The sequence below is a fragment of the Nonomuraea deserti genome, assembly GCF_004348685.1.
GTDB classification, from domain to species: domain Bacteria; phylum Actinomycetota; class Actinomycetes; order Streptosporangiales; family Streptosporangiaceae; genus Nonomuraea; species Nonomuraea deserti.
In genome coordinates this window covers 20,273-44,875 of the sequence record NZ_SMKO01000066.1, presented here as the reverse complement: position 1 = coordinate 44,875, position 24,603 = coordinate 20,273, and the positions used below count along the sequence as shown (strand labels likewise).

The following is a 24,603-nucleotide window of genomic DNA, read 5'->3' as shown; positions in this document are numbered from 1 at the left end:
GCCCCCGCCAGGTCCACCTTGCCGTCCCCGCCCACCCTGGGCAGCCGCAGCGCGTACGCGATGAGCGCCATGCCGAGCAGGCCGAGCGGCAGGTTGACGGCGAAGATCCAGCGCCAGCCCGCGGCGTCGGTGATCGCTCCACCGGCGAGCGGGCCGCCCACGCCGGCCAGGGCGAACACGCCGCCGGTGAAGCCCTGCACGCGGCTGCGCAGCCGCTGCGGGTAGAGCTCGGACAACACGATCGTGGGCAGCACGAACAGCGCGCCGGCGCCGACGCCCTGCACCGTCCTGGCGGCGATCAGCTGGGGCATCGTCTGCGCCAGGCCGCACAGCGCGGAGCCCGCGACGAAGACGGCGACCGCGACGAGCAGGACCGGGCGCCGGCCGTACCGGTCGCTGACCCGGCCGTAGAGCGCGCCGGTCGCGGTCGAGGCCAGCACGTACGACGTGACGACCCAGCCGATCGCGTCCATGCCGCCCAGGTCGGCGGCGATGTCGGGCAGGGCGATGGCGACCACCGTCTGGTCGAGGACCGACAGCAGCATGCCGAGCAGGAGGCCGGCCGTGGCGAGCGGCACGTTGCTCGTTCCAGACGCGGCACCGAGCATGACCCTGGGCACGGCGATCAGCTCCTTGCCCGAGCGAACGGGTCGGGGAGGCCGAAGTCGGCGCCGACCAGGTCCTGGTCGATGACGGCGCCGGCCAGGGTGCCGCCGGCCGCGGCGGCGACGACGGCGGCCAGCGGCACCGGCAGGGTGGCCCGCCGGGCCATGTCGCCGGCCGCGTACACGCCGGGCACGCTCGTCCGGGCGAACTCGTCGACCTCGACGCACCCGTCGGCGAAGGCCGCGCAGCCGAGACGCGCGGCCAGGCCGGAGCGCTGGCGCGGCACGTTCACGACGAACACCGCCTCCCTGGCCAGGGGCGGGCCGCCCTCGAAGACGACCTGTTCGAGCCGGTCGCCCGTGCCCTCCAGACGGGCGACGGCCTCGCACCGTACGGTGACGCCGTTCGTCTCCAGCGTGGCCCGCGACGCCGCGTCGAGGGGCTCGCCGCCGGTGCAGAGGGCGACGTCGGCGGCGAAGCGGCTCAGCTGCAGCGCCAGCCGCACCCGGGCCGGCGCCGCGCCGAGCACCGCGACCCGCTTGCCGGCGCACTCGTAGCCGTGGCAGTAGGGGCAGTGGAAGGCGGACCGGCCCCACAGCGCCTCGACCCCGCGCGGGCCTGGCAGGTCGTCGGCCAGTCCGGTGGCCAGCAGGAGCCGGCGCGCGTCCACCGTGCCGCCGTCCACCGTCCCGCCGCCCACCGTCCCGCCGTCCACCGTGCCGCCGCCCACCGTCGCGCCGCCCGCCGTGCCGCCGCCCGCCAGGTCCAGGCGGAAGCCGCCGTCCAGCACCGTGGCGTCGGTGACCGTCCCGGCCCGGACGCGGACCGACGGGTACGCGGCAAGGTCGGCGCGGCCGAGCTCCCGCAGCCGGGCGGGCGGCGTGCCGTCGCGGGTCAGGAAGTTGTGCACCTGCCCGGCCCGGGCGTTGCGGCCTTCGCCCGCGTCGATCAGCAGGACCGTACGGCACATCCTTCCCAGGGTCAGGGCGGCGGCCGTGCCGGCAGGGCCCGCGCCGGCGATGACGACGTCGAACATGTTCGCCTCCAGGCGTCTTGACGTGGAGGCAAGTCTGCAAGTTAATGTCAACATGAAGTCAAGCGAACCCATGCGGATCGGAGAGCTCGCCGAGCGGTTCGGGCTCGCGCCGCACGTGCTGCGCCACTGGGAGGCGATGTCCCTGCTGGTGCCCGCCGCCAGGGTGAACGGCCGCCGCCGCTACACGCAGGAGCACGTCATTCGCGTCATGACGATCATCCGCGCCAAGTCGGCGGGGATGAGCCTGGAGCAGATCAGGGAGATCCTGAACGTCTCCGGCCAGGCCGAACGCCAGGCGCTCCTCCAGCGGCACCACGAGGAGCTCGAGCGCCGGCTGCGGGAGATCGCGGCGTCCAAGACGCTGATCGAGCACCTCATGGAGTGCCGCGCGGACGACTTCACCCAGTGCCCCGACTACCGGCGCATCGTGGAGACAGGTACGCCGGCTCAGGACATGTGCATGATCTGACCCGACCGCTGGCAGCGGCGGACGACCGGCTCCAGGTAGTCGACCAGCGGCCCGCCCAGCTCGGCAGGCGAGCGGACCAGGGCGATCCGGTCGAACTCCGGGTCTTCTTCCGCGGCCCGCAGGGCCGCGAACCGTGCGCGCAGGAACGACGCCGGCCTGCTCGGCGCGCTGAACAGCACACCGACGTTCCCGGTCGCGCCGCGCGTGACGAGCCAGAGGCTCAGGTCTTCGGGAAGCGTGTCGACGCCGGTCTCCTCGACCAGCTCGCGGGCGGCGTGCCTGCCCAGCGCGGCCACGTCGAGGGGCTCGTCGCCCTGGGGCGGTTCCATGGAGCCGCCGGGCAGTTGCCAGCGGCCGGGCGCGACCGTCACCCGCGACATCCGCCCGACCAGCAGGCGCCCGTCGTCCGCCGGCTGCACGACGGCGACGAAGAGCGACGGCAACCACGCGGCGGAGCCCATGACCCGGCGCAGGACGTGATGCCGGAACGTCGTGCGTACCCAGGAGACCACCAGGCTGTGCGGGCCTTCCCAGCCGAGGCTCGCGCACGCCACCACCGGGCCGTCGAAGAGGCTCGGGTTGGCCAGGACCGCCTCCTCCCACAGGCGGTTCATGGCGGCCCGCTCATCCGGCGACAGCCGGGGCGCGGCGGTTTCGACCAGGGAGAGCCGGTGGACGTCCAGGAGCTCGACGCCGGGCGTGCGCGGCAGCGGTTGGGTCACCGGCCCATGGTCACTCGCGGTGATGACTCCATCACCGGACTTGACCTGACCTTTGTCGCCGGAACGGCGGTGGGCACGGCTGCGCCGGATAGGACGTAGGGTCCAGATCAGCAACCATTCCCGGCCGCGCGCACGGCGGCCCCTGCGAGATGGAAGCCGCCATGACCGTCACTCCCGCACACCTGCGCGACCTCGCGGGCCGCGCCGAGGCGCTCACCGCCGAGGTCCTGGCGCTCTGCGACCGCGCCGCCCAGCCGGAGCCCGAGCCCCTCACGACCGCGCGGCAGGCCGCGAGCCGGCTGGCCCGGGGCGCGGAAGACCTCCACCGGGCGGCCACCGACCTGGCCAGGCTCCAGGTCCAGCCGTGCGGCCTGCCATGGGGGGTCTGCCCCGAGCACGGCAACACCCTGTCCGCCAGGGCCGGTGTCACCACGTGCCGCGTGTGCCAGCGCACCTGGGACCATGACCGGCTCGGCCGGCCGTGCGAGGAGCCGGTGACGTGGAAGGTGATCGACCGGGCCGGCACGGAGACGCGGATGTGCGACGGGCACCACTTCGGCGCCCGCGCCGCCGCCGCGGGGGCGACCTTCGTTCGCCTCGATGACAACGGAGCCTGATCCGCCGCCCGCGACACGCCGCTAAATTGCATCGTTCGTTATCTTGTATCGTTCGTGTTTATGGCGATACGGTGGCGGCCATGACCGCACCCAAGACGCCGACGACCGCCGAGGAGCTGCGCGGGGCAGGACTGCGGGTGACGGCAGCCCGCGTCGCGCTGCTCGAAACCGTCAGGAACGGCGACCACCTCGGCGTCGAGGCGATCGCCTCCGGGGTGCGCGAGCGCGTCGGCCACATCTCCCTGCAAGCCGTGTACGAAGCCCTTCACGCGCTCACCGCCGCGGGCCTCGTACGCCGCATCGAGCCGGCCGGCAGCGCGGCCCTGTTCGAGGGGCGTGTCGGGGACAACCACCACCACGTCGTGTGCCGGTCGTGCGGTGCCGTCGCCGACGTCGACTGCGCGGTCGGTCACGCACCCTGCCTGGCCGCGTCGGACGACCACGGTTTCTCCGTCGACGAGGCCGAGGTCATCTACTGGGGCCTGTGCCCCCGCTGTTCCACCAGTCGCAACTCCTGAGTGCCAGGAAGTCCCGATATCGGAAGGAATCCATGTCCGAGAACCACGAAGCAATCGTCACTGACCCCAAGACCGAGGGCGAGGGCGGCTGCCCGGTGGCGCACGAGCGCGCACTGCACCCTACTCAGGGTGGCGGAAACCGCCAATGGTGGCCTGAGCGGCTCAACCTGAAGATCCTCGCCAAGAACCCGGCCGTGGCCAACCCGCTCGGCGCGGAGTTCGACTACGCCGAGGCGTTCAACAGCCTCGACCTCGCGGCCGTGAAGCGCGACATCGCGGAGGTGCTGACCACCTCGCAGGACTGGTGGCCGGCCGACTTCGGCCACTACGGCCCGTTCATCATCCGGATGGCGTGGCACAGCGCGGGCACCTACCGGATCAGCGACGGCCGCGGCGGCGCCGGTTCCGGCCAGCAGCGGTTCGCCCCCCTCAACAGCTGGCCGGACAACGCCAACCTCGACAAGGCCCGCCGCCTGCTGTGGCCGATCAAGAAGAAGTACGGCAAGAAGCTCTCGTGGGCCGACCTCCTGGTCCTGTCCGGCAACGTCGCCCTGGAGTCGATGGGCTTCAAGACCTTCGGCTTCGCCGGCGGCCGCGAGGACGTGTGGGAGCCCGAGGAGGACGTCTACTGGGGTCCCGAGTCCACCTGGCTCGGCGACGAGCGCTACACCGGCGACCGCGAGCTGGAGAACCCGCTCGGCGCGGTGCAGATGGGCCTCATCTACGTCAACCCGGAGGGCCCGAACGGCAACCCCGACCCGCTCGCCGCGGCCCGCGACATCCGTGAGACGTTCCGCCGCATGGCGATGAACGACGAGGAGACGGTCGCCCTGATCGCGGGCGGTCACACCTTCGGCAAGACCCACGGCGCGGGCCCGTCCGACCACGTCGGCCCCGACCCCGAGGCCGCCTCGTTCGAGGAGCAGGGCCTCGGCTGGCGCAACACCTTCGGCACCGGCAAGGGCGGCGACACCATCACCAGCGGCCTCGAGGGCATCTGGACCAACACCCCGACGACGTGGGACAACAGCTTCTTCGAGATCCTCTTCGGCTACGAGTGGGAGCTGTTCAAGAGCCCGGCGGGCGCCCACCAGTGGCGGCCGAAGGACGGCGCCGGCGCCGGCACCGTCCCCGACGCCCACGACCCGTCGAAGCGGCACGCCCCGACCATGCTGACCACCGACCTGTCGCTGCGGGTCGACCCGGTCTACGAGCCGATCTCGCGCCGCTTCCTCGAGAACCCCGACGCGTTCGCGGACGCGTTCGCCAGGGCGTGGTTCAAGCTGACCCACCGCGACATGGGCCCGGTCGAGCGTTACCTCGGCCCGGAGGTCCCGTCCGAGACGCTGCTGTGGCAGGACCCGCTGCCCGCGAGGACGTACGAGCTCGTCGACGCGGCGGACATCGCCGACCTCAAGGCCAGGATCCTGGCCTCGGGCCTGTCGGTGTCGCAGCTGGTGTCCACGGCGTGGGCGTCGGCCGCGTCGTTCCGCGGCAGCGACAAGCGCGGCGGCGCCAACGGCGCCCGCATCCGCCTGGAGCCGCAGAACGGGTGGGAGGTCAACGACCCCGACCAGCTGGCGCTGGTGCTGCGCTCTCTGGAGGGGGTCCAGCAGGCCTTCAACGCCGCCCAGACCGGCGGCAAGCAGGTCTCGCTGGCCGACCTGATCGTGCTCGGCGGGTGCGCGGCCGTCGAGAAGGCCGCAAAGGACGCCGGCTTCGACGTCCAGGTGCCCTTCACACCGGGCCGCGTGGACGCCTCGCAGGAGCAGACCGACGTCGAGTCGTTCGCCTCGATGGAGCTCACCGCCGACGGCTTCCGCAACCACGTCGGGAAGGGCCACCGGCTGGCCGCCGAGTTCCTGCTGCTCGACCGGGCCAACCTGCTGACCCTGAGCGCCCCCGAGATGACGGTGCTCGTCGGCGGCCTGCGCGTCCTGGGCGCGAACCACCGGCAGTCGTCGCTCGGCGTCCTCACCGAGACCCCTGGGAAGCTCACCAACGACTTCTTCGTCAACCTGCTCGACCTGGGCACGGCGTGGAAGTCGACGTCCCCGGACCAGACCACGTTCGAGGGCCGCGACCGCGCCACGGGCGAGGTCAAGTGGACCGGCACCCGGGCCGACCTCGTCTTCGGGTCGAACTCCGAGCTGCGTGCGCTCGCGGAGGTCTACGCGAGCGACGACGCGAAGGAGAAGTTCGTGACGGAGTTCGTCGCGGCGTGGGACAAGGTGATGAACCTCGACCGGTTCGACCTGCGCTGAACCTCAGTCGCTGAACCAGAGGCGCGTCCAGGCCGGCCGGCGCGGGCCGGCCCGGACGTCCTCAGGCGTCCAGCACCGCCTGGAGGAAGTCCCGTGTGCGCTGCTGCTCCGGCTCGTTGAAGATCTGCTCCGGAGGCCCGTCCTCGACGATCTGGCCCTGGTCGAACATGAGGACCCGGTGGGAGATGTCCCTGGCGAAGTTCATCTCGTGGGTGACGCACAGCAGGGTCAGGTTGCTCGAACGCGCGATGTCACGCAGCAGGGACTGCACGCCTGAGACGAGCTCGGGGTCGAGCGCCGAGGTGACCTCGTCGAGCAGCAGCACTTCCGGCTCCATCGCGAGCGCCCGCGCGATGGCGACCCGCTGCTGCTGCCCTCCCGACAGCTGCGACGGATGCGCGAGCGCCTTGTCGGACAGCTCCACCATCTCCAGCAGCTCGCGGGCCTTCTCCTCCGCCTGCTCACGGGGCACGCCGAGGGCCCGCACCGGAGCCTCGGTGATGTTGCGCAGCACGTTCATGTTGGGGAACAGGTTGAACTGCTGGAACACCATGCCGATCTTCTTACGGACCTGACGCAGGTGCTTCTCGTCGGCGGGCACGGTACGGTCGCCGCGTTTCATGTGGGACAGGCACTGGCCGTCGACCTCGATGGTGCCGGAGGTGACCCGTTCGAGGGTCATCAGCAGGCGCAGGATCGTCGTCTTCCCCGACCCGCTCGGCCCGATCAGGGTGACGCGTTCCGCGGGCTTGACGTGGAAGTCGAGCTCGCGCAGGACCGTCACGTCACCGAACCGTTTGACGACCTTGTCGAACTGGATCATCCACTGCTGATCCCCCTCGGCACGGGGATCTTTCTCAGACTGCGTTTCAGGTATCAAGACGGCGCTCCATACGACGGATGAGCATCGACGCCGGGATCGCGATGAGCAGGAAGAACAGCCCGGCGATGGTCATCGGCTCCAGGTAGCGGAAACTCTCGGAGCCGACCCCGCGGGCGAGCCCGACGACGTCGACGACGGTGATCACGGACAGCTGGGGCGACTCCTTGAAGATCGCCACGACGTAGTTGCCCAGGGCGGGCAGCGCCCGGCGTACGGCCTGCGGGAGAACGATGCTGATCCAGGTGTAGGGGCGGGGCATGTTGAGGGCGATCGCCGCCTCCCACTGCCCCTTCGGCACACCGTCGATGCCCGCACGGTAGACCTCCGAGGTGTAGGCGGCGTAGTGGACGCCCAGCCCGATGATGCCCGTCGTCAGCGCGGTCATCTTGAACCCGAAGTCCGGCAGCACGTAGTAGAGCACGAACAGCTGCACCAGCAGCGGCGTGCTGCGGATGAACTCCATGACCGCGCCCACCGGCCGGCTGATGTACGCCCTGCGCGAGCGGCGCAGCAGCGCCACGACCAGCCCCAGCGCGAACGCGAGCACCGCACCGCCGAGCGTCGCCTGAACGGTGACCAGCAGTCCCTGCGTGAGCAGCTGGGGAAGGATCTCCAGTGCCCAGTTCCAGTCCCAGATCATCGGGCCGCCTCCGCTGCCGCCGTGGCCCGCCGCGGCTTGCCCCGTCCCACCATGCGGGCGGCCCGCTTCTCGACGAACCTCATCACCAACGTGATCGTGTACGAGAACAGGAAGTAGATCACCAGCATCAGCGCGAACACGACCAGCTGGTCGCTCCCGGAGTTGACGAGCAGCCGGCCCTCGTAGGCCAGGTCGGCCACGGTGATGACGGACAGCAGCGACGTCGCTTTGAGCAGCTCGATGAGGAGGTTGTTCATCGGGGGGACCATTTCGGCGAACGCCTGCGGCAGGATGACGTAGCGCATCCGCTGCAGCGGCGTGAAGTTCAGCGCGATCGCGGCCTCACGCTGGCTGGGGGGCACGGCCTGCAGCGCGCCGCGCACCACCTCCGAGCCGTAGGCGCCGAGGTTGAGACCGAGTGCCAGCACGCCGGCGAACACCTTGTCCAGCTGGTAGCCCGTGAGGATGGGCATCGCGTAGAAGAGCCAGAACAGCTGGACGAGCACGGACGTGCCGCGGAAGAACTCCATGTAGACGCGGGCGACGCCCCGGACGGTCCGCAGAGGCGAGGACGCCATCAGCCCCACGATCAGGGCGATGACGATGGCGAGCGCGGCGCCGCCCGCCGCGCTCTGCAACGTGACCAAGGCTCCCTGGCACAGGAAGGGCATCGTCTCGCCGAAGACGCCAGGCAGGTCCCCGCTGCACGGGTTGACGGTCATCATGCTCGCGTCAGGAACCCGCGCAGAGCTGCTGGGCGGTGAGCTTGGCGGCGTTGTCGACCTCGGTCTTGCTGAAGCCGAACTTCTCGATGAGCGGCAGCACGCCGTTCGAGTCCTGCAACTTCTTCAGCTCGGCGTTGAACGCCTCGATGAGCCCGGTGTCCGCCTTGCGGAAGCCGAACCCGCCCGCGCCGACCTGCTCCTTGCCGTCGACGACCGGCACGAACGACTCGGTCACCTCCAGCGGCTCGTCCGCGTACTGCTGCTGAAGCGTCCAGCGCAGCGAGACGGCGGTCAGCGCGATGGCGTCCACCCGGCCGGCGAGGATGCCCTTGAAAGCCGCGTTCTGGTTGGGGAAGACCTGGATCTGGCTGCCCTTCACGCCGCCGCTCTCCGCGTAGCCCTTCTCGACGGCGCCTTCGAGCACGCCGACCTTGGCGCCGCCCTTCGCGATCTCCTCGAAGCTGGTGATCTTCTTCGGGTTGCCCTTGGCCACCAGGAACGCGGTCGTGCCGGCGTAGTCGGGGTTGGAGAAGGCGATCTGCGAGCACCGATCGGGGGTGATGAACATGCCGGCGGCGATGAAGTCGTACTGCTTCGACTGCAGCCCGGGGATCAGGGAGCCGAAGGAGTCGACGATCTGCGCCTCAAGGTTGTCCACACCGAGCGCCTTGAAGATCACGCGGGCCACCTCGGGGGCCTCGCCGGTCAGGTTGCCGTCCTTGTCGCGGTAGCCGTACGGCTGCTCGTTGGCGATGCCGACCTTGATCGTGCCCGTCTGCTTGAAGCGGGCGAGGGGGTCAGCGCTCTGCGAGGCGCTGGTGGTGCCGTCGTCGACGCGGCTGCAACCGGCGATGAGGGCGGGGCCGCCGACGAGGGCCGCCGCAGTGAGTCCCGAGCTTCTGAAGAAATCCCGACGCGTCCAACGGTTGGCCGTCACGCTCTACTCCCGTTCGTGCCGATAACGTTAACTATGCTCATCCGAACGGATCAAAGACAGGTGTCCCCGCCGTTCGGTTTCCTATGCAAGAGGGGAAGGCCCGGAGGCACCGTGGCCTCGCGATACGCTCCGCCGCTTCGGCGCCGCTCGAAGACATCCGGCCCCGCGCATGCGGGCAGGGCCTCCATGCGTACGCCGAACCGGCGATGCGTTTCGCCAACATGGGCCCCGAACCTAGCGGACGTTCCTGTGTGCTCCTCCGAACCGTCTTCGGTCCGCGATGTTTGAGGCCCCGGTATCACCGGGTAGGGAAAATGGCTTGTCCGTTTTCCGAGTCGTCTGGTGGGTTATACTTGCCGCCAAACCCGGTTACTACCCTGTCTGAGCTGGGCAAACGTCGCCGGTGACGGTGATCGCCCCATCCCGCCGAAACGCTTTCGAGGCCGTCACGGGACGATCTCAAACAGAGAACGGGGCGCTTGTCCAGAGAGAAAATATGTGATTCGCGTTACGTGACATTGATGTCAACCTGTGACCTGGGTAAACCCACCCGCCCACCGGCACCTCCCGCGCGCGCACGGCCGGGGCGCTTCGGCAAATTCCCAGGTGAAGCACGTAGGGCTTGGCATATCTGGACTGAGTGACACCCTTGCTATCGGATGATCCGATTTGATGAAGGTGATGCCCCCACCGAAGCCTCCCGGAGCTTCGCCGCCGTCCTTGACCAGGCCGAACACGGGGAGACAATAGTGGTGACCCGCGGAGGGAAGCATTGCCGTGATATGCCCCGCTCCTGTCGCACCGCGGCGCATGGTCAAGGCGTTTCTGGCCAGCCGCGGCCACGGCGAGAACAGTGATCACGATGGACGCCTCGGCCGCGTTCGATGAGCTGCCGGGCGTCCGCGCTCAGGTGGTTCCCCGCTGAGAGCCGGCCGGCATCTCCGGCGAGGGCTTCACGTGCAGCGTCACCGCCACCGCGAGCAGGGGGATCGCGACGGTCAGCAGGCCAGGCGGCCAGCGCGGTCGTCGCGTGCTCCGGTGCGAACCTCACGACGACAGGGCGGACCACCTCCCGCAGGCCCGGCCGGGCGCGCTCGCCACGGTTGCCAGCCGCCATTCCGCCAACGGCGAGTTCAGCCCTCGCCGAACATGAACGCCGAACCGCGCTCAAGGATGCCCAATCGACTATGCCGCCGCGTGTTCGCAAGCCCTGATCCCTGCGCGAGGTGCTCTGCCAAGAAGACGGCACCGACAAGGAAATTCGTCACCGGATTAGCGAACACGTCATAGACCCGTGAACCGCCCTCTCACAACGATGACGGGCCGACCCGTGATGGACCGGCCCGTTTCCCGTTATCGGGTTGAGCGCCTCCAGCCGATCGGCCTTACACAGCCATGAGCATGGGCATCGCGGCGGATTTCAGAGGTCGGTGTTGTACCGCTTGCCCTTGTAGTACATCTTCACGCCGTAGGCCCCCATGATGATTTCCCGCTTGAACGTGTGCGACGTCCCTTTGGAAATGGCCACCCAGCCACTGTCCTTGCCCGACCATTCGACGTTGGCCTTGAGCGTACTCTGACAGTTGTTCTTGACCGTGACGTAGCGATACGACTGCCAGCCGCCCTTCTCCGTGACCTTCGAGCACTTCAGCCTGGGATAGCCGCTGGCCGCCTCCGCGCTGACCTGGGTCGTCGCCTGGGCGCCGGCGGATGGGGCGGCGCCCAGCAACAGGGTGGCGGCAGCACCTGTCGCGGCCAGGGCGGGGATCACTTTCCTTAGCTTCACGCTTGGTCCTCTGTGAGGGGGAATTGCCGATGGGGACTCTAGTGGATCCCCATAACGAACTCAATTTGTCCTCTTGACCAGCAGTCAAGCCATGACTTACTCCCCGTGGGCATCCGTCCGGGTGACCCGTGCCGACACGGCGGTGGACCGCTCGGCGCATGATCTTTATGTCTGCCGAGGACCGCAGGCTGGTCTCACATGCCGGCGCCCTGCTACGGAGGGCTGTCATGAGAGCTGGCCCAGCCCTCCATCGCTATGGCGGCCGTCGTCGCGATCAACACCCAGGTACTGCCACCATGGCGCGGCGGAAATGCTCACATATCTTTGCCCTATCGAATACCAAGTGTTCACGCCCGGCAATTTCCTCGGAAAGCAGGCCACGACAAATGAGCGGAGAGTCCTGCGCACGTGCTCGCATTGCAGCGGACGCCGTTCGCCGAAGGCCACCGGGACGGATGCGCTGGATCGGGTAAGGGCGCCGCCGTTCGACGGCCTGCCTTTCCACGCCTGCGGCACCTCGGCGAGGGCCGCGGCCTTCATCCGCGAATGTTCCCCGTCCAGAAAGGCGCGGCTCAGGGTGGACGCTGCCGATCGGCTGTCCCCGGCCGGCTGCGCGGAGTCCCAGGACTGCTCGATGTCGGCAGCTCCGGCAGCTGGATGCGCAGAGAGTGTGCCAGGGCGCGCGCGCGATATTCTCCCTGCATGGGACGTGACGAACGTGGTGTGACTCCTCAGCAGGAGGACTTCTCTGCCTGGTACAACGAGCTGGTCGCCAAGGCGCAGCTCGTCGACAGGGGCCCGGCCAAGGGCACCATGGTCATCCGACCGTACGGCTACCGCCTGTGGGAGCTCATCCAGGACGAGCTCGACCGCCGGATCAAGGACACCGGTCACGAGAACGCCTATTTCCCTCTCCTGATCCCGGAGAGCTACCTCCGGCGAGAGGCCGATCACGTCGAGGGATTCTCGCCCGAGCTCGCCGTCGTCACGCACGCCGGCGGCAAGGAGCTCGAAGAGCCGCTGATCGTCCGGCCCACCTCGGAGACGATCATCGGTGAGATGATGGCCAAGTGGGTCTCATCCCATCGTGACCTCCCCCTCCTGCTCAACCAGTGGGCCAACGTCGTGCGCTGGGAGCTGCGGCCGCGCATGTTCCTGCGCACGACGGAATTCCTCTGGCAGGAGGGTCACACGGCACACGCCGGCGAGGCCGACGCGATGCGCGAGACGATGCTGGCGCTCGATCTCTACACGGAGGTCGCGCGGGACGTCGCGGCGATCCCGGTGGTGCCGGGCGAGAAGACGGCCGGTGAGCGGTTCGCCGGCGCCGTCCGTACGTTCACCATCGAGGGCATGATGCGGGACGGCAAGGCGCTCCAGGCCGGCACCTCCCACTACATGGGCACCAACTTCGCCAAGGCCTTCGACATCCAGTACACCTCGGAAGCCGGCCAGCTCGAGCTGTGCCACACCACCTCATGGGGCATGTCGACGCGGATGATCGGCGGGGTCATCATGACCCACGGCGACGACAAGGGGCTGGTCCTGCCGCCCAGGCTGGCCCCCTACCAGGTCGTCATCGTGCCGATCGGACGCGGCGACCAGGGCGCGCAGACCTCGGCCGCGGCGCGGGAGCTCGCGGGGCGGCTCAAGGCGGCCGGTGTACGCACCCACGTCGACGACCGCGCACAACTCTCGCCCGGCTTCCGGTTCAATGACTGGGAGCTGCGCGGAGCTCCCGTCCGGCTCGAACTCGGTCCGCGCGACCTCGAGTCCGGCACCGTGGTGATGGCCAAGCGGCTCGGCGACGAGGGCAAGCAGAGCATCCCGCTGTCCTCCGTACCGGAGCTCCTTCCTGGCGTGCTGGAGGATTTCCAGGCCTTCCTTCTCCGGCGGGCGACCGAATTCCGCGACAGTCACACCGCGGAGGTGGAGTCCTGGGACTCCTTCACGGATGCCGTCGCGTCGGGATGGGCGTTGGCGTTGCACTGCGGCAAAGCCGCGTGCGAGGCCGACATCAAGGCCAAGGTCGCGGCGACTCCGCGCTGCATTCCGCTCGACGGCGCCCCCGAGACCGGGCGGTGCGTGCTCTGCGGTGACGCCTCCGCCTACGGCAAGCGGGTCATCTTCGGGCGGGCCTACTGATTCTCGCGGGCGTCGATCAGCTCGTCCATGTGTGTCTCCGCCCAGGCACGCGCCGCGTCCAGCAGCCCGAGCAGGCTCCGGCCGAGCGGGGTCAGCCCGTAGTCGACGTGCCTGGCGGGCCCGGCGTGGACCGTACGGACGACGAAGCCGTCGCGTTCCAACGCCCGCAGTGACTTCGTGAGCACTTTGGGGGTGATGGTCCGCAGCGGTACGAGGAGTTCGGAGAACCGCCGGGGACCCTCTTCGAGGCACTGGATGATCATTCCCGCCCATTTGTCCCCGATCCTGATCGGCATCAGGCCGGAGGGGCAGACCGGGTCGAACATCTCCGGATCCAGCGGCTGCGTCACGGAACTACCGTAACCGCGCTATCCACGCGGTAACCACGGCCCCGGCTACCTTGGCGCAGCACATCGGAGAAGAGGTGGACCATGGGAAAGATCATTGTGTTCGGTGCCGGTGGGCGCGCTGGACGGTCGGCCGTCGGCGAGGCCCTTCGCCGCGGCCACCAGGTCACCGCGGTCGTCCGCGACCCGGACAGGCACCGGCACCTCACGGGCGCCGCAGTCCGCGCCGGCGACGTCACCGAGGCCGGCGCGGTCGCCCGCCTCGCGGCCGGGCACGACGCCGCGATCATGGCCGCGTACGACGCCGGCGCACGGCCCGACGCCTTCTTCCCGGCCGCCGCCCGCGCCCTTCTCGACGGCCTGACGCGGGCGGGGGTGGGCAGGCTGGTCGCCCTCGGCCTCGCGGCGACGCTGGAGACCGCCGACGGCACACCGTTGATGGACACCCCAGGCTTTCCTCAGGAATTCCGCCCCATCTGCCTGGGGCACGCGGCCGCGGCGGCCGTGCTGCGCTCCTCGGACGACCGGATGGACTGGCTGATCGTCAGCCCGGCCGGCGACTTCGACCACGCCGGTGCGCGTTCCGGCCGCTACGCCGTCGCAGCTGTCGACATGGCCGGCCGCATCTCCTACGGCGACCTGGCGGTCGCCCTGCTCGACGAGATCGACACCCCTCGCCACCATCGCACGCACATCGGCGTCACCGCAGCGCCGCGGTGAAGTGAGGGCGGTTGGCGCCGGTGAAGGCGTGTTCGCGTTCGGACCAGGCGATGCTCTCCTCCGGGTCGGCCGACCCATGAGCGGGGCCGGTCAGGCGCCCGGTCCACCACCGGATGTTGCGGGACTGGCGGTCAAGGATCGCGTCGACGACGGCGGCGCGGCGCTCGGCATCGAGTCCATAGGCGTCGACGAGGACCCGCACCTGGGCGGCCTGTTCGGCGGCAGGCGGCGCGGTGCTCTTCGACGAGACGCACCACGTCCAGGCCATGTAGCCGATGTCCTCGAGCGGATCGCCGGGGGCGGCGGTGTCGAAGTCGATGAAGGCGACCGGCAGCCCGGCGCGGAACACCGTGTTGTTCGGTCCGGGGTCGTGATGGCAGACGACCGGGTGCTCGCCGGTGAGCCCGCTGCTCCGCGTGGCGTCGTGCAACGAACGAAGCAGCACGCCGGCCGCGGCGACCTGGGTGTCGCTCCAGCGCCGGAACGTGGCCGGCACCCAGCCGGGCAGGTAGCTGAGAACGTCCCGGCCGGCTGTGTCCCGGCCGAGATAGCGCGGCGCTCCCGAGAACTGACAGCGCTGAAGGTGCGTGAGCAGACGGGTGACGAAAGCGGAGGAGCCAGTGGCGGGGCGCCGAACGGTGTCGGCGACGCGGACGACGCCTGGGGTGATGCGCCCTCCGGTCAGGGGAACTTCGGCAGGGACGTCTCGCATGGTGGGGGAGTTCTCCTCTTCGGCGCCCTGGCGTGGTCCTGAAGCCGATGATCATAGGAATGCCGAGTTTCTTGCACGTCGAAGAGGAGACTCAAGCGCCCCAGATAACGAAGCCCAACCGTTTCCAGATCAACCCGCCAACTAACCGTTGTCCGGCCGTCATTGATCACGTTTTAATGACGGAGAGTTTAGGCGCCCGTCGACCCAGGGAGGGGAAGCGTGCGACCGATATTCGGGGATGGCGCGGTCAAGGGATCAGTGACGGGTTGGAGTCCAGATGTATGACGAACCGGCACCGGCACCCTCCCTCGCCGCGCGCGTCTGGAACCTCTTACGACAGGTAGGGACACTTTTCCGCCGCAAACTCGTGGTGATCGTCGTTGTGGTCGCCGTACTGATATCCACTGTCGTACTCGTGAATTACACCCAGGGGTGGTGGCCCTGGGGCGGTTGTGAAACGCAGAGCGAGGACGTCGTCGCCATCGAAGGCGAATGCGTCGGGCTGATGGACCCGGCCGACGGGACGATGGTCCTGGGCAAGGAGTACCACCAGCTCCTGGAGGTCATCGCGGCGGAGAACCGCAAGGTCACCGAGGGCACCGACTACAGCACGATCGCGCTCCTCGCCCCCATGGGGGCGGGCCCGCGCGGTCTGGTCGGAGATCGTGCTCTCCACCAGCTCGAAGGGGCGTTCATCGGCCAGTATCGGGCCAACCAGTCCGAGACGTTCCCCAAGATCCGGCTCGTGCTGGCCAACACCGGCCACGACGGCTCGAAGTGGCGGACGGCGGTGCAGGCGGTGCGGAAGAACGCCGCCACGGGCGCGACGGGGAGTCCCGGTCAGATCGTCGCGGTCACCGGAATGGGCCCGAGCCAGCAGGAGAGCATCGACGCCGCGCGTGCCCTGGCCAAGGACCCCGGAATTCCGATGGTGGCCGACTTCATCACCGCGGCCGGATTCAACACCACCGGCGAGATCGACGACGGCGGACCCATTCCCGGTCTCACCCGCACCGCGGTCAGCACCACGGCCCAGCTCGAAGCCATCGCGAAAGAGTTCAAGAAGAAGAAGGTCGAGGGGAGCGCGGCCCTGATGTGGGCTGACGTGACCCCGCAGGGCACCAAGGACCTTTACGCCCTCTCGCTGAAGGACGCCTTCCTCGATCCGGAGCTCGGGCTGAAGCCGTATGTCGACGAGTCCGGGCTCAGTTTCCCCTTCGATCCGCGTGGCGGACCCTCGCTGCTCCGGACCATCAGCGACACGATCTGCGGATCGAAAACCGACATGATCTTCTACGCCGGCCGCCAGACGTTCATGCCCACGTTCCTCAAGCTCCTGCGGAACCGGCCCTGCCGATCCACGCCGATCACCGTGGTCACCGGCGACGACGCCCAGAACCAGGATCCGGAGGACCCGTCGCTGCACGACCCGGATGCGCCCATCAAGGTGATGTTCGTGCCGCTCGCCGACCCCAAGCGGCTCGACCACGAGGACAACCAGCACCGCCAGCTCTACCAGCAGTTCCGTAACGAGTTCGTGGCGCCCCACCACGGCGAGACCTTCTCCGCGGCGCATCTCAGCAGCGGGTTGGCGATCATGGCGTACGACGCGGTGACCGCCGCGGCCACCGCGGTGCAGAAGGCCGCCATCGGCGCCGACCCGTCCCAGCTCAGCCTGCCCTCCACCGCGGCGGTGCGCGGGCAGCTCTACCTGTTCACCGGCACCAACGTCATCCGCGGCGCCAGCGGCGCCTTCACCCTCGACTCCAAGACCGGGGAACGCGTGAACGTCACCGCGCCCACGCCCGTCACTATCCCGTGACGGCGACGTAGACCAGCAGCGCCACGGCCGCGGCGAGGAGGAGCAGCAACCACCAGCGGGCGGCGGGCATCCGGCCGAGCCGTACGCGCTCCAGCGCCCCCGCCTCGGTGAGGCGGAGCACCGCCGTACCGATCGTGAACCGATCGCCAGGCCGCAGGGTCGCGTAGAGCACGGGGCTGCCGTCGATGAACGTCCCCAGGCCGCTGCTGTGGTCGTGCAGCCGGTAGCCGGCGCTCACCTTGCGGACGGTGGCGTGCGCCGGGGCGATCCCCTCACCGTGGATCACGATGTCGGCCGCGGGCCCGCTGCCCAGCGTGGTGGTCTCCTTCAGCGTTCCGACGACGGCCGACAGGATCCGGGTGCGGGGCACCGTCGCCTGAACGTTCTCCGACTGATGCCCCACGAGGCGGCCGAGCAGTTCCATGGTGGTGGGCCGCCGCGCCGGATCCTTGGCCAGGCAGTCGGCGATCAGCGAACGCAGCGGCTCGGAGATCACCGCCACGTCGGGGGTCTCGTTCAGGACACGGTTGATGATGACGGCCACGTTGCTGCCCGCGAACGGCATCCTGCCGGTGGCGGCGAAATACATGGTGGCCGCCCACGCGTGCACGTCGGCGGGGAAGCCCACCTCGGCGTCGGCCCCCACCACCTGCTCCGGCGCGAGATAGCCGGGGGTCCCCACGGGCGTGGTGATCACGGCCGTCGCCTCCAGGGCCCGGGCGACCCCGAAGTCCACGACGCGTGGTCCGTCCGGCCCGATGATGACGTTGGCGGGCTTGAGGTCCCGGTGGACGACTCCCACGCCGTGGATCGCCGCCAGGGCGGTGGCCGTGTAGGTCGCCAGCCGTTCGAGCGCGGGCCCCGACAGCGGCCCGTGGTTGTCGACGAGTTTCTGCAGTGACGGGCCTTCGACGTACTCGCTCACGATGTACGGCTGGTCACGGTCGATGGCGGCGTCGATGATCATCGCGGTGTACGCCCTGGGCACCCGCGACGCGATGGACACCTCGTCCGCGAACCGCCTGCGCGCCCTCGGGTCGGCCGCCCCCTGCGCGTGGATCACCTTGATCGCGACCCGGCCGGCCTCGCTCTGCCCGAGGTAGACCGTACCCTGGCCGCCGACACCCAGGCGGCCGAGCACCTCGTAGGGCCCGATGTGCCGTGGCTCGCCGGTGTCCATTCAGGCTCCCAACGTGACCGCTAAGACGACGGCGAGCGCCGCCAGGACGACGAGCAGCACCACGACCGCCCCGCGCCGACCCCGCGAGCCGTCCCCCACCGCGGACTTCCCCCGCCGCCACGCCTCGCGCAGGTTGGAGTCGGTTTCGACGTAGATGCGTTCGGGAGTGACGAGCCACTGCCACGACTCGCCGGCCGCCCGCCATCGTTCGGTGTCCACTGATTCGGGTGAATCGTCCAGACACTGCCTTATCAGGCGGCGGTGCCGCAAGGGCAGAACCCTGGCGAGTGCGGCATCGTCGAGCGACCACGCCTCGGCGCTCTCCTGGAGGCACCGTACGACGGCCCAGGCGAACTTGTAGTAGTCGGACTCCTGGGTGAATGCGCCTTCACGGGGGAGTTTCCACTGCTCGGGATCGACCTCCGCCAAGGCGCCGCGGCCCCCGACCGGTAGGCAGGAGTCGCAGTCCAGCAGGTACACCGCGGGCGACGGATCGAGGGTGAAGACGGCGTTGCGCAGTTGCAGATCGCCCACCACGTAGCCCTGCTCGTGCAGCCACTGCACCGTCGCGAGCAGCTGACCGAGGACGGCCAGTTTGTAGGGCGGCTCGTAGTACCGCGTGCCATAGTGATCGCGAAGCGCGCTCACCCGCTCGGGCGACCGCGTGAGCTCGTCGAGGTGCCGCGGCACCAGCCGGTCGCGCAGCTCGACGAACATCTGCCTGGGAGCGGGCCTGATCAGAATGCCGGTGATCCGGTCGTGCCGGACCGCCGCGACCGGCCACGCACACCGCTGATCGAGTGTCGCGCGGTCGTGCCGGGGAAGGTCTCGCCGCCAGCGCACCATCGCGAGCAGGGCCTCCTCGTCCAGCCCCGCCAGCGTCTCCTCGTCGTACCGCTTGAACAGGAACCGGCCAGGGACGCCGCTGACCTCGCACAGCTCCAGGCTGCGCGCCTGACCGCCCGGACGCAGGGAGTAGGCGTCGGCGTCCGTGGGGGGCTTCAGATCCGCTTCGTCGACCACGTCTGGGGGATTCATGCTTCTGCTGCCGCACTCCTGTCACAGGACGGCCGTGTCGTGGCGGCCCGCCCACAACGCCAGAACGGTCCGGTCGTCGTCGTAAGTCGACAGATGGAAACCCACATCGCGGAAGAAGCTGCGCAGCGCGGGCGGCGAGCTCCACGATGTGACGAGCTGCTGGGCGAGCACGCTGCCGCCGCCGCCCATGGCCGTCCCGAACCCGTCGCTGCACAGGACGAGCACGTCCCCCGGCTGCCAGTCGATCTGCCGTTCGCGCAGCTCACCGAGGTCGTCCGGCAGGGCGGAGGTGACGTTGCCCGGTCTCTGCCCGTCCGGTGGGAAGAGCTCGGTCCACGTCCCGTCATGGAGCCACAGCGCCGGCGAGTCCCCGATGGCCGCGCAGGCGGCGATCCCGCGCCCGCCGTCCGCGGGGACCACCGCGATCGTCAGCGTCGTGGCGGGCGGATCCGACCCCCTGCCGGCGGGCTGGCCGGCGAACCGGGCGGTGGCGCGCATGACCTCCCCTGCGATGGTGGCGAAGGCCGCGTGCCAGCCGGGGTCGGGGGTCAGGGAGAGGCTCGTGGCGGCACGTACGGCCACCGCGGCGGCGTGTTCGGCGTGCAGCGTACTGCCCAGCCCGTCGGCCACGGCCGCGATGACCCACCGCCCGTCCGCGCTCAGCCGTACCGCGTAGGCGTCCTGCAGGGGTTCGCCGCGATATCGATGGCGCCGCCCGCGGATGCTCACGGCGCGGATCGTCGTCTGGGCGAGCATGCCGCCGTCGAGCGCGACGCCCGGGGCGCGCGAGTCCGCGCCGCCCGCCAGCAGGACGGGCAGCGGCTGGGGAGGCGGGCCGAGGGGCGTTCTGCCGTCGGCGGCGGCAGTACGGTTCCTGCGCGCGAGCACGAACCGCCCGAGAAGCACGGCGCCGGCGCCGGCGATGCCGGACAGGATCCACAGCGGCCAGCCCGACGCCGCACCGCCCCCCTGTGCCGGACCGGGCGTCACGGTCACGGTCACCGTCGGCTCCGGCGACGGAGCAGGCCGCGCCCCCACCGGACCGATCCCGATGACCAGGAGTAAACCCGCCAGCGCCGCCTTGATCATCTCAGCTGCCGCATCCCTGCGGGCCCGCGCAGGACGGCCGTGTTCCTGTTGACGGAGGCGCTGATGCTGTCGGAGACGGCCTGCGCGATGCCGTGCAGCACGGTGGCCGCCCCCGTCGCGACCTCGCCCGCGAAGGCCAGCACTTCGCCCCTCAGAGTGGTGGCGACCCGTCGCAGGGTGTCCTCCTGCACCGACCCGAAGCCGAGGGCCACGATGTACGGAGCCGGGTCGAGGCCCGCCAGCCGGTCGCGCGCGGGGCCCCAGATCTCGACGTCCTGGTGGTTCGCGCCGACGTACGGCTCGCCGTCGGTGATGAAGAAGACCACCGGCGCCCGTACGTCGAACTGTCTGGACAGCTTCCTGTGGTCCTTCTCGATGATCTTCACGAGCCCGCGGAAAGCCGCCAGGTAATCCGTCTGCATGCCGGGTCGCAGGGCCGGGACCCTGATCGCGTCGCACGGCCTGGTCAGCGGGAGCACCACCTCGACCTTGTCGGCGAAGGACACGACGGCGACGTGCGCGGCCTCGCTGACGCCCGGGTCGCCCGCCTCCAGCTCGAAGAGCAACTCCCCCACGCAGTTCGACAGCACCTCGAAGGGGGTGGGCCGTCCGTCCTCGCGGGCGGTGTGCATCGAATGCGATACGTCGCACACGATGTAAAAGGGGAAGGCGCGAGGGCGCCCGTTAGCCGATGTCATCGGCTTTTCATCCTTATCGGGATTATCGGTCTTGGCAAGGTCGGCGAACGAATGGATGCGGCAGCGGCCTACCGGACACGCTCACCTCCCTCGGATGCGGGCGTGCAGGTGCATGTCGTGCCGTCCGTCGTCATGCACGGCGGCGCTCCGCTTGGTGCCTTCCAGCAGATAGCCGCACTTCGTGGCCACCCCGCAGGAGGCCGTGTTGCGCGTCGAATGGTCCAGCTCCAGGCGGTGGAAGCCGATCTCGTCCAGGGCCCAGGCCGTGAGTGCCGCGAGGGCGAGGGAGGCCACGCCGACACGGGCTGTCGAACCACTCCCGGACCTGGGTCACGGTCGAGGGGCGGCGCGTGTGCCAGCGCCTGATCTCGTCATCCTGGTACGCGGAGAGGAACGCCGGCGCGTCGGCCCTCTCCCAGGGACGCAGCACCAGCCCCCCGGCGGCGGGCAGCACGGGTTGGGGCGAGCCGGCGAGGGAGCCGGAGGCCATGACGGGCGGCGTCGACAGGGCGCGGGTCATACCTCATGATCGGTGACCAGCAGGAGCGCGCGAACAGCGGCCCGGCAGCGGTCGCGCGGGAGCGGAAATCCGATCGACAGGCAGGCCCGCGGTGCATTGTGATGGTCCCGCCGCCCGCCGCACGGAGCGGGCCGATCACAGGAGTTGCTCTTGGCGACCTCGGGCATCCCCGACACCCGCCCCACGATCACTGCCGCACTGGCCAGAAGGCTGGTCGACACGCAGTTCCCGCAGTGGGCCGAGCTGCCGCTGAAACTGCTCGACCCGGCCGGCTCCGACCACGTGATCTACCGGCTGGGCGAGCAGCTGTCCGTCCGGCTCCCCCGCCACGCCGGCGCCATCGGGCAGGCCGCCAAGGAATACGAGTGGCTGCCCCGGCTCGCCCCGCACCTGCCCCTGGCCATCCCGGTGCCGGTCGGAGTGGGTGAGCCCGACTTCGGCTACCCGTGGCGGTGGGCGGTGTCCCGCTGGCTGGAGGGCGAGGTGGCGACCGTCGAGGCCCTGGCCCACTCGTCCGCTGCGGCCGTCCAGCTGGCGGAGTTCCTGGCCGCGCTGCAGCAGTACAGGCCCGATGACGTACCGACCCCGGAGACCCGCGACGACCTCACCGGCCAGTCGTTGAAGAGCCGCGATCAAGCGACGCGGGCCGACATCGCGGAGGTCGGCGACGTGTTCGACGCCACCGCCATGACCGATCTGTGGGACACCGCCCTGGACGCCCCCGCGTGGGATCGCCCGCCGGTCTGGTTCCACGGCGACTTCCACACCGGCAACCTGCTGACCCTCGGCGGCCGCCTCAACGCCGTCATCGACTTCGGCGGGCTCGGCATCGGCGATCCGGCCTGCGACCTCACCATCGCCTACACCCTGATGTCGGCCGGCAGCCGGGCCGCCTTCCGTGCCGCGCTCGGCGTGGACGACGCCACCTGGGCCCGGGGCCGCGGCTGGGCCCTCACCACCGGCCTGAACGCCTACACCTCCTATGCCGCCGTCAACCCGAGGATCGCCGCGCAGACCACCCGCCAGATCACCGAGGCCCTCATCGGCTAGTGAACCCGGCCGCACGCGAGTCGCCCGAACCGCTCAGCGCGAGGCCCTGGCCCAGAAGCCGACTGCTGACGAAGGCGCGCGCGGCCGGGCCGTATCGGGCGCTCCACGACACGCGAACCGGCGAGTCCGGTCAGGAGCGGTCCCACCACGGTTCCACGCCCTCCTCGGCGACGAACTCGTGGAAGTCCATGTTGGCGATCTCCAGGTTGCACGCCAGCGACCCCACCATGCGGCAGGGAAGGACGGCGGGTTGCCCTGGGGTGTCGTACAGGTCGACGACCGTCAGCGGCCGGCCGGGCTCGGCGAAGGTCCGGGCGTCGGCGAGCGCGACCAGCGTGGTGTGCTCCTCGGGCGGCACCAGCGCCGGGACCTCACCCGGCTGGAGGCCCTCGAAGGCCCGGTCGTCGACGACCAGCGCCTCCAACGGGGCGTCCTCCTCGTCGAGCTCGTCCTCGTCCAGGTCAGCGCCGAGCAGGCCGTCCCCGTCGGCCCCGCCGAGCTCGTCCAGCAGGGCGCGCCAGCCGTCCTCGTCGTCGAACGAGGTACGGACCAGCAGGGCCGAGGCGGTGGAGGGCAGCGCCGGGAAGGACCGGCGCGGCGGCGCCGCCGGCACGGGGAAGGCCGGCCGGCCGCCGTCCCCCAGGTACATGCCGTAGCGGTCCATGCCGCGTACCAGGTCGTCGAACGCGAGCGCGCCGGCCAGCAGGGCCGCCAGGATCTCGCTGAGCCGGTCCTGCTGGACCCGCACCCCGCGCCCGGGTGTCGCCGCCAGGTCCACCAGCAGTGGCCCGTCTCCGCCGTACACCACCGGAATGTCCACCAGGACGGCGACCGGCGGGACGGGGCCGCCGTCCGGGACGAGCGCCGGGACGTTACCGCCGTGCAGGTAGTCCCATCCAGGGTCCTCGACCGTGCGGAGCCGCACCCCGCTGTCCTCGAGAACGAGCACGTCGCCTTCCTGGTGTCCCCCGATCTCGTTGAGCAACCGGCCGTACAGGGCCTTGCCGTCCTCGTAACACGTGCAGACCAGCAGCACGTCGCCGGGCGCCGGCCGGGGAAGCTTGGGACGGGACATGACTCCTCCGAGGAAAAGACGCGAAGATCAGGACATTACCGTGAGGGAGGGCAGGGGCCGCGGCGCTCGTCGCCATTCCGGTGACAACCGCGCCGAGGCAACCGCTGCCGGGAAGAAGCGGCCGGTCAGGGCCGGTCAGCCGGCTCCGGAGGCGAGGAGCGTACGGACCCGGCCGGGGGTGTGGCCCAGCTCGTCGCGCATGACGCGAGTCAAGTGGGCCTGGTCGCTGAAGCCGAGGCTGACCGCGAGCGCCGCGAGGTCCGTCTCGCCCTGGTCCAGGCACGTCAGCGCGCGGCTCACGCGTACGCGATTGCGGTAACGGCTCAACGGCATGCCCACGTGATGGCGGAAGGTGTGGCTCAGGTGAGACGGGGAGGTCCGCAGCCGGTGGGCCAGGGATGTCAGGTCGGCGCAGCCCGGCTCGTCGGCGACGATCGCCTCCCGAGCACGATCCGCCAGCTCGCGCCGTCCCGGCGGGGACACATCCTGGGGCTGCTCAAGGAGCGCCGGCAGCAGGAGGTCGAGGACGGCCTCGACGGCGGCGAAGCCAGGGTCCGCGCCGGCGCGCAGCAGCAGGTGGTGGGCCAGTTCGAGCCGCGCGTCAACGCGGACCGCGGGAGAGCGGACGGCATCGAGCCCGGCCGTCAGCACGTCACCGGTGAACGTGATCGAGGTGCACACGTCTCCCCCTGCCGGGTGGGCGAAGCGTATCTCCTGCCCCGGACGGTGCAGATAGCCGGTGGTGGGTTCGACCGTCATCTGCCGGCCCTGCGAATCGAGCCGGAACCGGCCCCGCCGGACGAGCACGATCTGGGCGGCGGGTGACGTCTCGGGAGCCGACCAGCCGGCGTGGTCGTCCGCGCACTCGACTGCGTGGATCACGAAGTGTGGGCTTTCGATCAGCCTTTTCGCCGTACGCACCGGACAACCCTACGCATCGCCACCGACAATGCCGCCCGCATATTCGTTCAAGACGGGGCGGCACGGGACGGCCGATGCTGAAC

At 70.1% G+C, this 24,603-nt stretch carries 26 protein-coding genes and 1 pseudogene; 8 read left to right on the top strand and 19 right to left on the bottom strand.

Features of this window, described 5'->3' with window-relative positions:
• On the bottom strand, positions 1-620 hold a 620-nt coding region (locus E1292_RS23935; protein WP_132597448.1), incomplete at its 3' end, for an MFS transporter.
• A gap of 5 nt (positions 621-625) precedes the next feature.
• The gene (locus E1292_RS23930; RefSeq protein ID WP_132597447.1) at positions 626-1,642 is read right to left on the bottom strand and encodes an NAD(P)/FAD-dependent oxidoreductase; all 1,017 of its coding nucleotides are present in this window, start codon (positions 1,640-1,642) and stop codon (positions 626-628) included.
• Positions 1,643-1,694: 52 nt separating this feature from the next.
• On the opposite strand from E1292_RS23930, the gene E1292_RS23925 reads away from it, so the two are divergent.
• Positions 1,695-2,111, top strand: coding sequence for a helix-turn-helix domain-containing protein (locus tag E1292_RS23925; protein ID WP_132597446.1), 417 nt, complete (start codon positions 1,695-1,697; stop codon positions 2,109-2,111).
• Here E1292_RS23925 and E1292_RS23920 read toward each other — a convergent pair.
• Positions 2,090-2,833 (bottom strand): NUDIX hydrolase, encoded by a 744-nt coding sequence (locus tag E1292_RS23920; RefSeq protein WP_220447029.1) that lies wholly within the window; start codon positions 2,831-2,833, stop codon positions 2,090-2,092. The genes E1292_RS23925 and E1292_RS23920 overlap by 22 nt on opposite strands.
• 161 nt (positions 2,834-2,994) lie before the next feature.
• On the opposite strand from E1292_RS23920, the gene E1292_RS23915 reads away from it, so the two are divergent.
• The 3 genes from E1292_RS23915 (at position 2,995) to katG (ending at position 6,232) form a co-directional block, all read left to right on the top strand.
• On the top strand, positions 2,995-3,450 hold the full coding sequence (locus E1292_RS23915) for a hypothetical protein (RefSeq protein ID WP_132597445.1): 456 nt from the start codon (positions 2,995-2,997) through the stop codon (positions 3,448-3,450).
• An 80-nt stretch (positions 3,451-3,530) separates the two neighbouring features.
• On the top strand, positions 3,531-3,968 hold the full coding sequence (locus E1292_RS23910) for a Fur family transcriptional regulator (RefSeq protein ID WP_132597444.1): 438 nt from the start codon (positions 3,531-3,533) through the stop codon (positions 3,966-3,968).
• 32 nt (positions 3,969-4,000) lie between these two features.
• Positions 4,001-6,232 carry a catalase/peroxidase HPI gene (gene katG / locus E1292_RS23905; protein ID WP_132597443.1) on the top strand — a complete coding sequence of 744 codons (2,232 nt, stop codon included), beginning with the start codon at positions 4,001-4,003 and terminating at the stop codon, positions 6,230-6,232.
• Positions 6,233-6,293: 61 nt separating this feature from the next.
• Here katG and ehuA read toward each other — a convergent pair whose 3' ends face one another.
• The 6 genes from ehuA to E1292_RS23865 all read right to left on the bottom strand — a co-directional run bounded on the left by ehuA (position 6,294) and on the right by E1292_RS23865 (position 11,743).
• Positions 6,294-7,055, bottom strand: a complete 762-nt coding sequence (gene ehuA / locus E1292_RS23900) for an ectoine/hydroxyectoine ABC transporter ATP-binding protein EhuA (RefSeq protein ID WP_132597442.1) — start codon at positions 7,053-7,055, stop codon at positions 6,294-6,296.
• Positions 7,056-7,101: 46 nt separating this feature from the next.
• Complete coding sequence (gene ehuD, locus E1292_RS23895) at positions 7,102-7,755, bottom strand: ectoine/hydroxyectoine ABC transporter permease subunit EhuD (protein WP_132597441.1); 654 nt, start codon at positions 7,753-7,755, stop codon at positions 7,102-7,104.
• A complete protein-coding gene (ehuC, locus tag E1292_RS23890) occupies positions 7,752-8,480 on the bottom strand; it encodes an ectoine/hydroxyectoine ABC transporter permease subunit EhuC (RefSeq protein WP_220447028.1) in 729 nt (242 codons plus the stop codon). Before ehuC ends, ehuD begins: the two co-directional genes overlap by 4 nt.
• A gap of 7 nt (positions 8,481-8,487) precedes the next feature.
• Positions 8,488-9,417, bottom strand: coding sequence for an ectoine/hydroxyectoine ABC transporter substrate-binding protein EhuB (ehuB, locus tag E1292_RS23885; protein ID WP_132597440.1), 930 nt, complete (start codon positions 9,415-9,417; stop codon positions 8,488-8,490).
• A gap of 1,420 nt (positions 9,418-10,837) precedes the next feature.
• A complete protein-coding gene (locus E1292_RS23870; protein WP_132597438.1) occupies positions 10,838-11,188 on the bottom strand; it encodes an alpha-amylase inhibitor in 351 nt (116 codons plus the stop codon).
• Positions 11,189-11,428: 240 nt separating this feature from the next.
• Entirely contained in the window at positions 11,429-11,743 is a 315-nt protein-coding gene (locus tag E1292_RS23865) for a hypothetical protein (RefSeq protein ID WP_132597437.1), read from the bottom strand.
• Positions 11,744-11,905: 162 nt separating this feature from the next.
• Here E1292_RS23865 and proS point away from each other — a divergent pair, with 162 nt between their 5' ends.
• On the top strand, positions 11,906-13,348 hold the full coding sequence (gene proS, locus E1292_RS23860; protein ID WP_132597436.1) for a proline--tRNA ligase: 1,443 nt from the start codon (positions 11,906-11,908) through the stop codon (positions 13,346-13,348).
• Here the strand turns inward: proS and E1292_RS23855 are convergent.
• On the bottom strand, positions 13,342-13,698 hold the full coding sequence (locus tag E1292_RS23855) for a winged helix-turn-helix transcriptional regulator (protein WP_132597435.1): 357 nt from the start codon (positions 13,696-13,698) through the stop codon (positions 13,342-13,344). The genes proS and E1292_RS23855 overlap by 7 nt on opposite strands.
• Before the next feature lie 81 nt (positions 13,699-13,779).
• Here E1292_RS23855 and E1292_RS23850 point away from each other — a divergent pair, with 81 nt between their 5' ends.
• On the top strand, positions 13,780-14,415 hold the full coding sequence (locus E1292_RS23850) for an NAD(P)-dependent oxidoreductase (protein WP_132597434.1): 636 nt from the start codon (positions 13,780-13,782) through the stop codon (positions 14,413-14,415).
• Here E1292_RS23850 and E1292_RS23845 read toward each other — a convergent pair.
• Positions 14,396-15,127 (bottom strand): aminoglycoside phosphotransferase family protein, encoded by a 732-nt coding sequence (locus E1292_RS23845; RefSeq protein ID WP_132597433.1) that lies wholly within the window; start codon positions 15,125-15,127, stop codon positions 14,396-14,398. The genes E1292_RS23850 and E1292_RS23845 overlap by 20 nt on opposite strands.
• 415 nt (positions 15,128-15,542) lie before the next feature.
• On the opposite strand from E1292_RS23845, the gene E1292_RS23840 reads away from it, so the two are divergent.
• Positions 15,543-16,949, top strand: a complete 1,407-nt coding sequence (locus E1292_RS23840; RefSeq protein WP_132597432.1) for a type 1 periplasmic-binding domain-containing protein — start codon at positions 15,543-15,545, stop codon at positions 16,947-16,949.
• Here the strand turns inward: E1292_RS23840 and E1292_RS23835 are convergent.
• The 6 genes and pseudogenes from E1292_RS23835 to E1292_RS55855 all read right to left on the bottom strand — a co-directional run.
• The gene (locus E1292_RS23835) at positions 16,939-18,129 is read right to left on the bottom strand and encodes an FHA domain-containing serine/threonine-protein kinase (RefSeq protein ID WP_132597431.1); all 1,191 of its coding nucleotides are present in this window, start codon (positions 18,127-18,129) and stop codon (positions 16,939-16,941) included. The genes E1292_RS23840 and E1292_RS23835 overlap by 11 nt on opposite strands.
• Positions 18,130-19,167, bottom strand: a complete 1,038-nt coding sequence (locus tag E1292_RS23830) for a protein kinase family protein (RefSeq protein WP_132597430.1) — start codon at positions 19,165-19,167, stop codon at positions 18,130-18,132.
• 21 nt (positions 19,168-19,188) lie between these two features.
• Entirely contained in the window at positions 19,189-20,256 is a 1,068-nt protein-coding gene (locus E1292_RS23825; RefSeq protein WP_132597429.1) for a protein phosphatase 2C domain-containing protein, read from the bottom strand.
• Positions 20,253-20,954, bottom strand: coding sequence for a vWA domain-containing protein (locus E1292_RS23820; RefSeq protein ID WP_132597428.1), 702 nt, complete (start codon positions 20,952-20,954; stop codon positions 20,253-20,255). Before E1292_RS23820 ends, E1292_RS23825 begins: the two co-directional genes overlap by 4 nt.
• A gap of 81 nt (positions 20,955-21,035) precedes the next feature.
• On the bottom strand, positions 21,036-21,248 hold the full coding sequence (locus tag E1292_RS55000) for a GNAT family N-acetyltransferase (RefSeq protein ID WP_220447027.1): 213 nt from the start codon (positions 21,246-21,248) through the stop codon (positions 21,036-21,038).
• Positions 21,249-21,270: 22 nt separating this feature from the next.
• Positions 21,271-21,444 (bottom strand): annotated as a pseudogene (locus tag E1292_RS55855) (GNAT family N-acetyltransferase); the annotation flags it as partial.
• Positions 21,445-21,624: 180 nt separating this feature from the next.
• Between E1292_RS55855 and E1292_RS23810 the strand changes: the two are divergent.
• Positions 21,625-22,524 (top strand): aminoglycoside phosphotransferase family protein, encoded by a 900-nt coding sequence (locus E1292_RS23810; RefSeq protein WP_132597427.1) that lies wholly within the window; start codon positions 21,625-21,627, stop codon positions 22,522-22,524.
• Between the two features lie 130 nt (positions 22,525-22,654).
• Here E1292_RS23810 and E1292_RS23805 read toward each other — a convergent pair whose 3' ends face one another.
• Positions 22,655-23,599, bottom strand: a complete 945-nt coding sequence (locus E1292_RS23805) for a DUF6924 domain-containing protein (protein WP_132597426.1) — start codon at positions 23,597-23,599, stop codon at positions 22,655-22,657.
• Between the two features lie 135 nt (positions 23,600-23,734).
• The gene (locus E1292_RS23800; protein ID WP_220447026.1) at positions 23,735-24,481 is read right to left on the bottom strand and encodes a helix-turn-helix domain-containing protein; all 747 of its coding nucleotides are present in this window, start codon (positions 24,479-24,481) and stop codon (positions 23,735-23,737) included.
• Positions 24,482-24,603 lie beyond the last annotated feature (122 nt).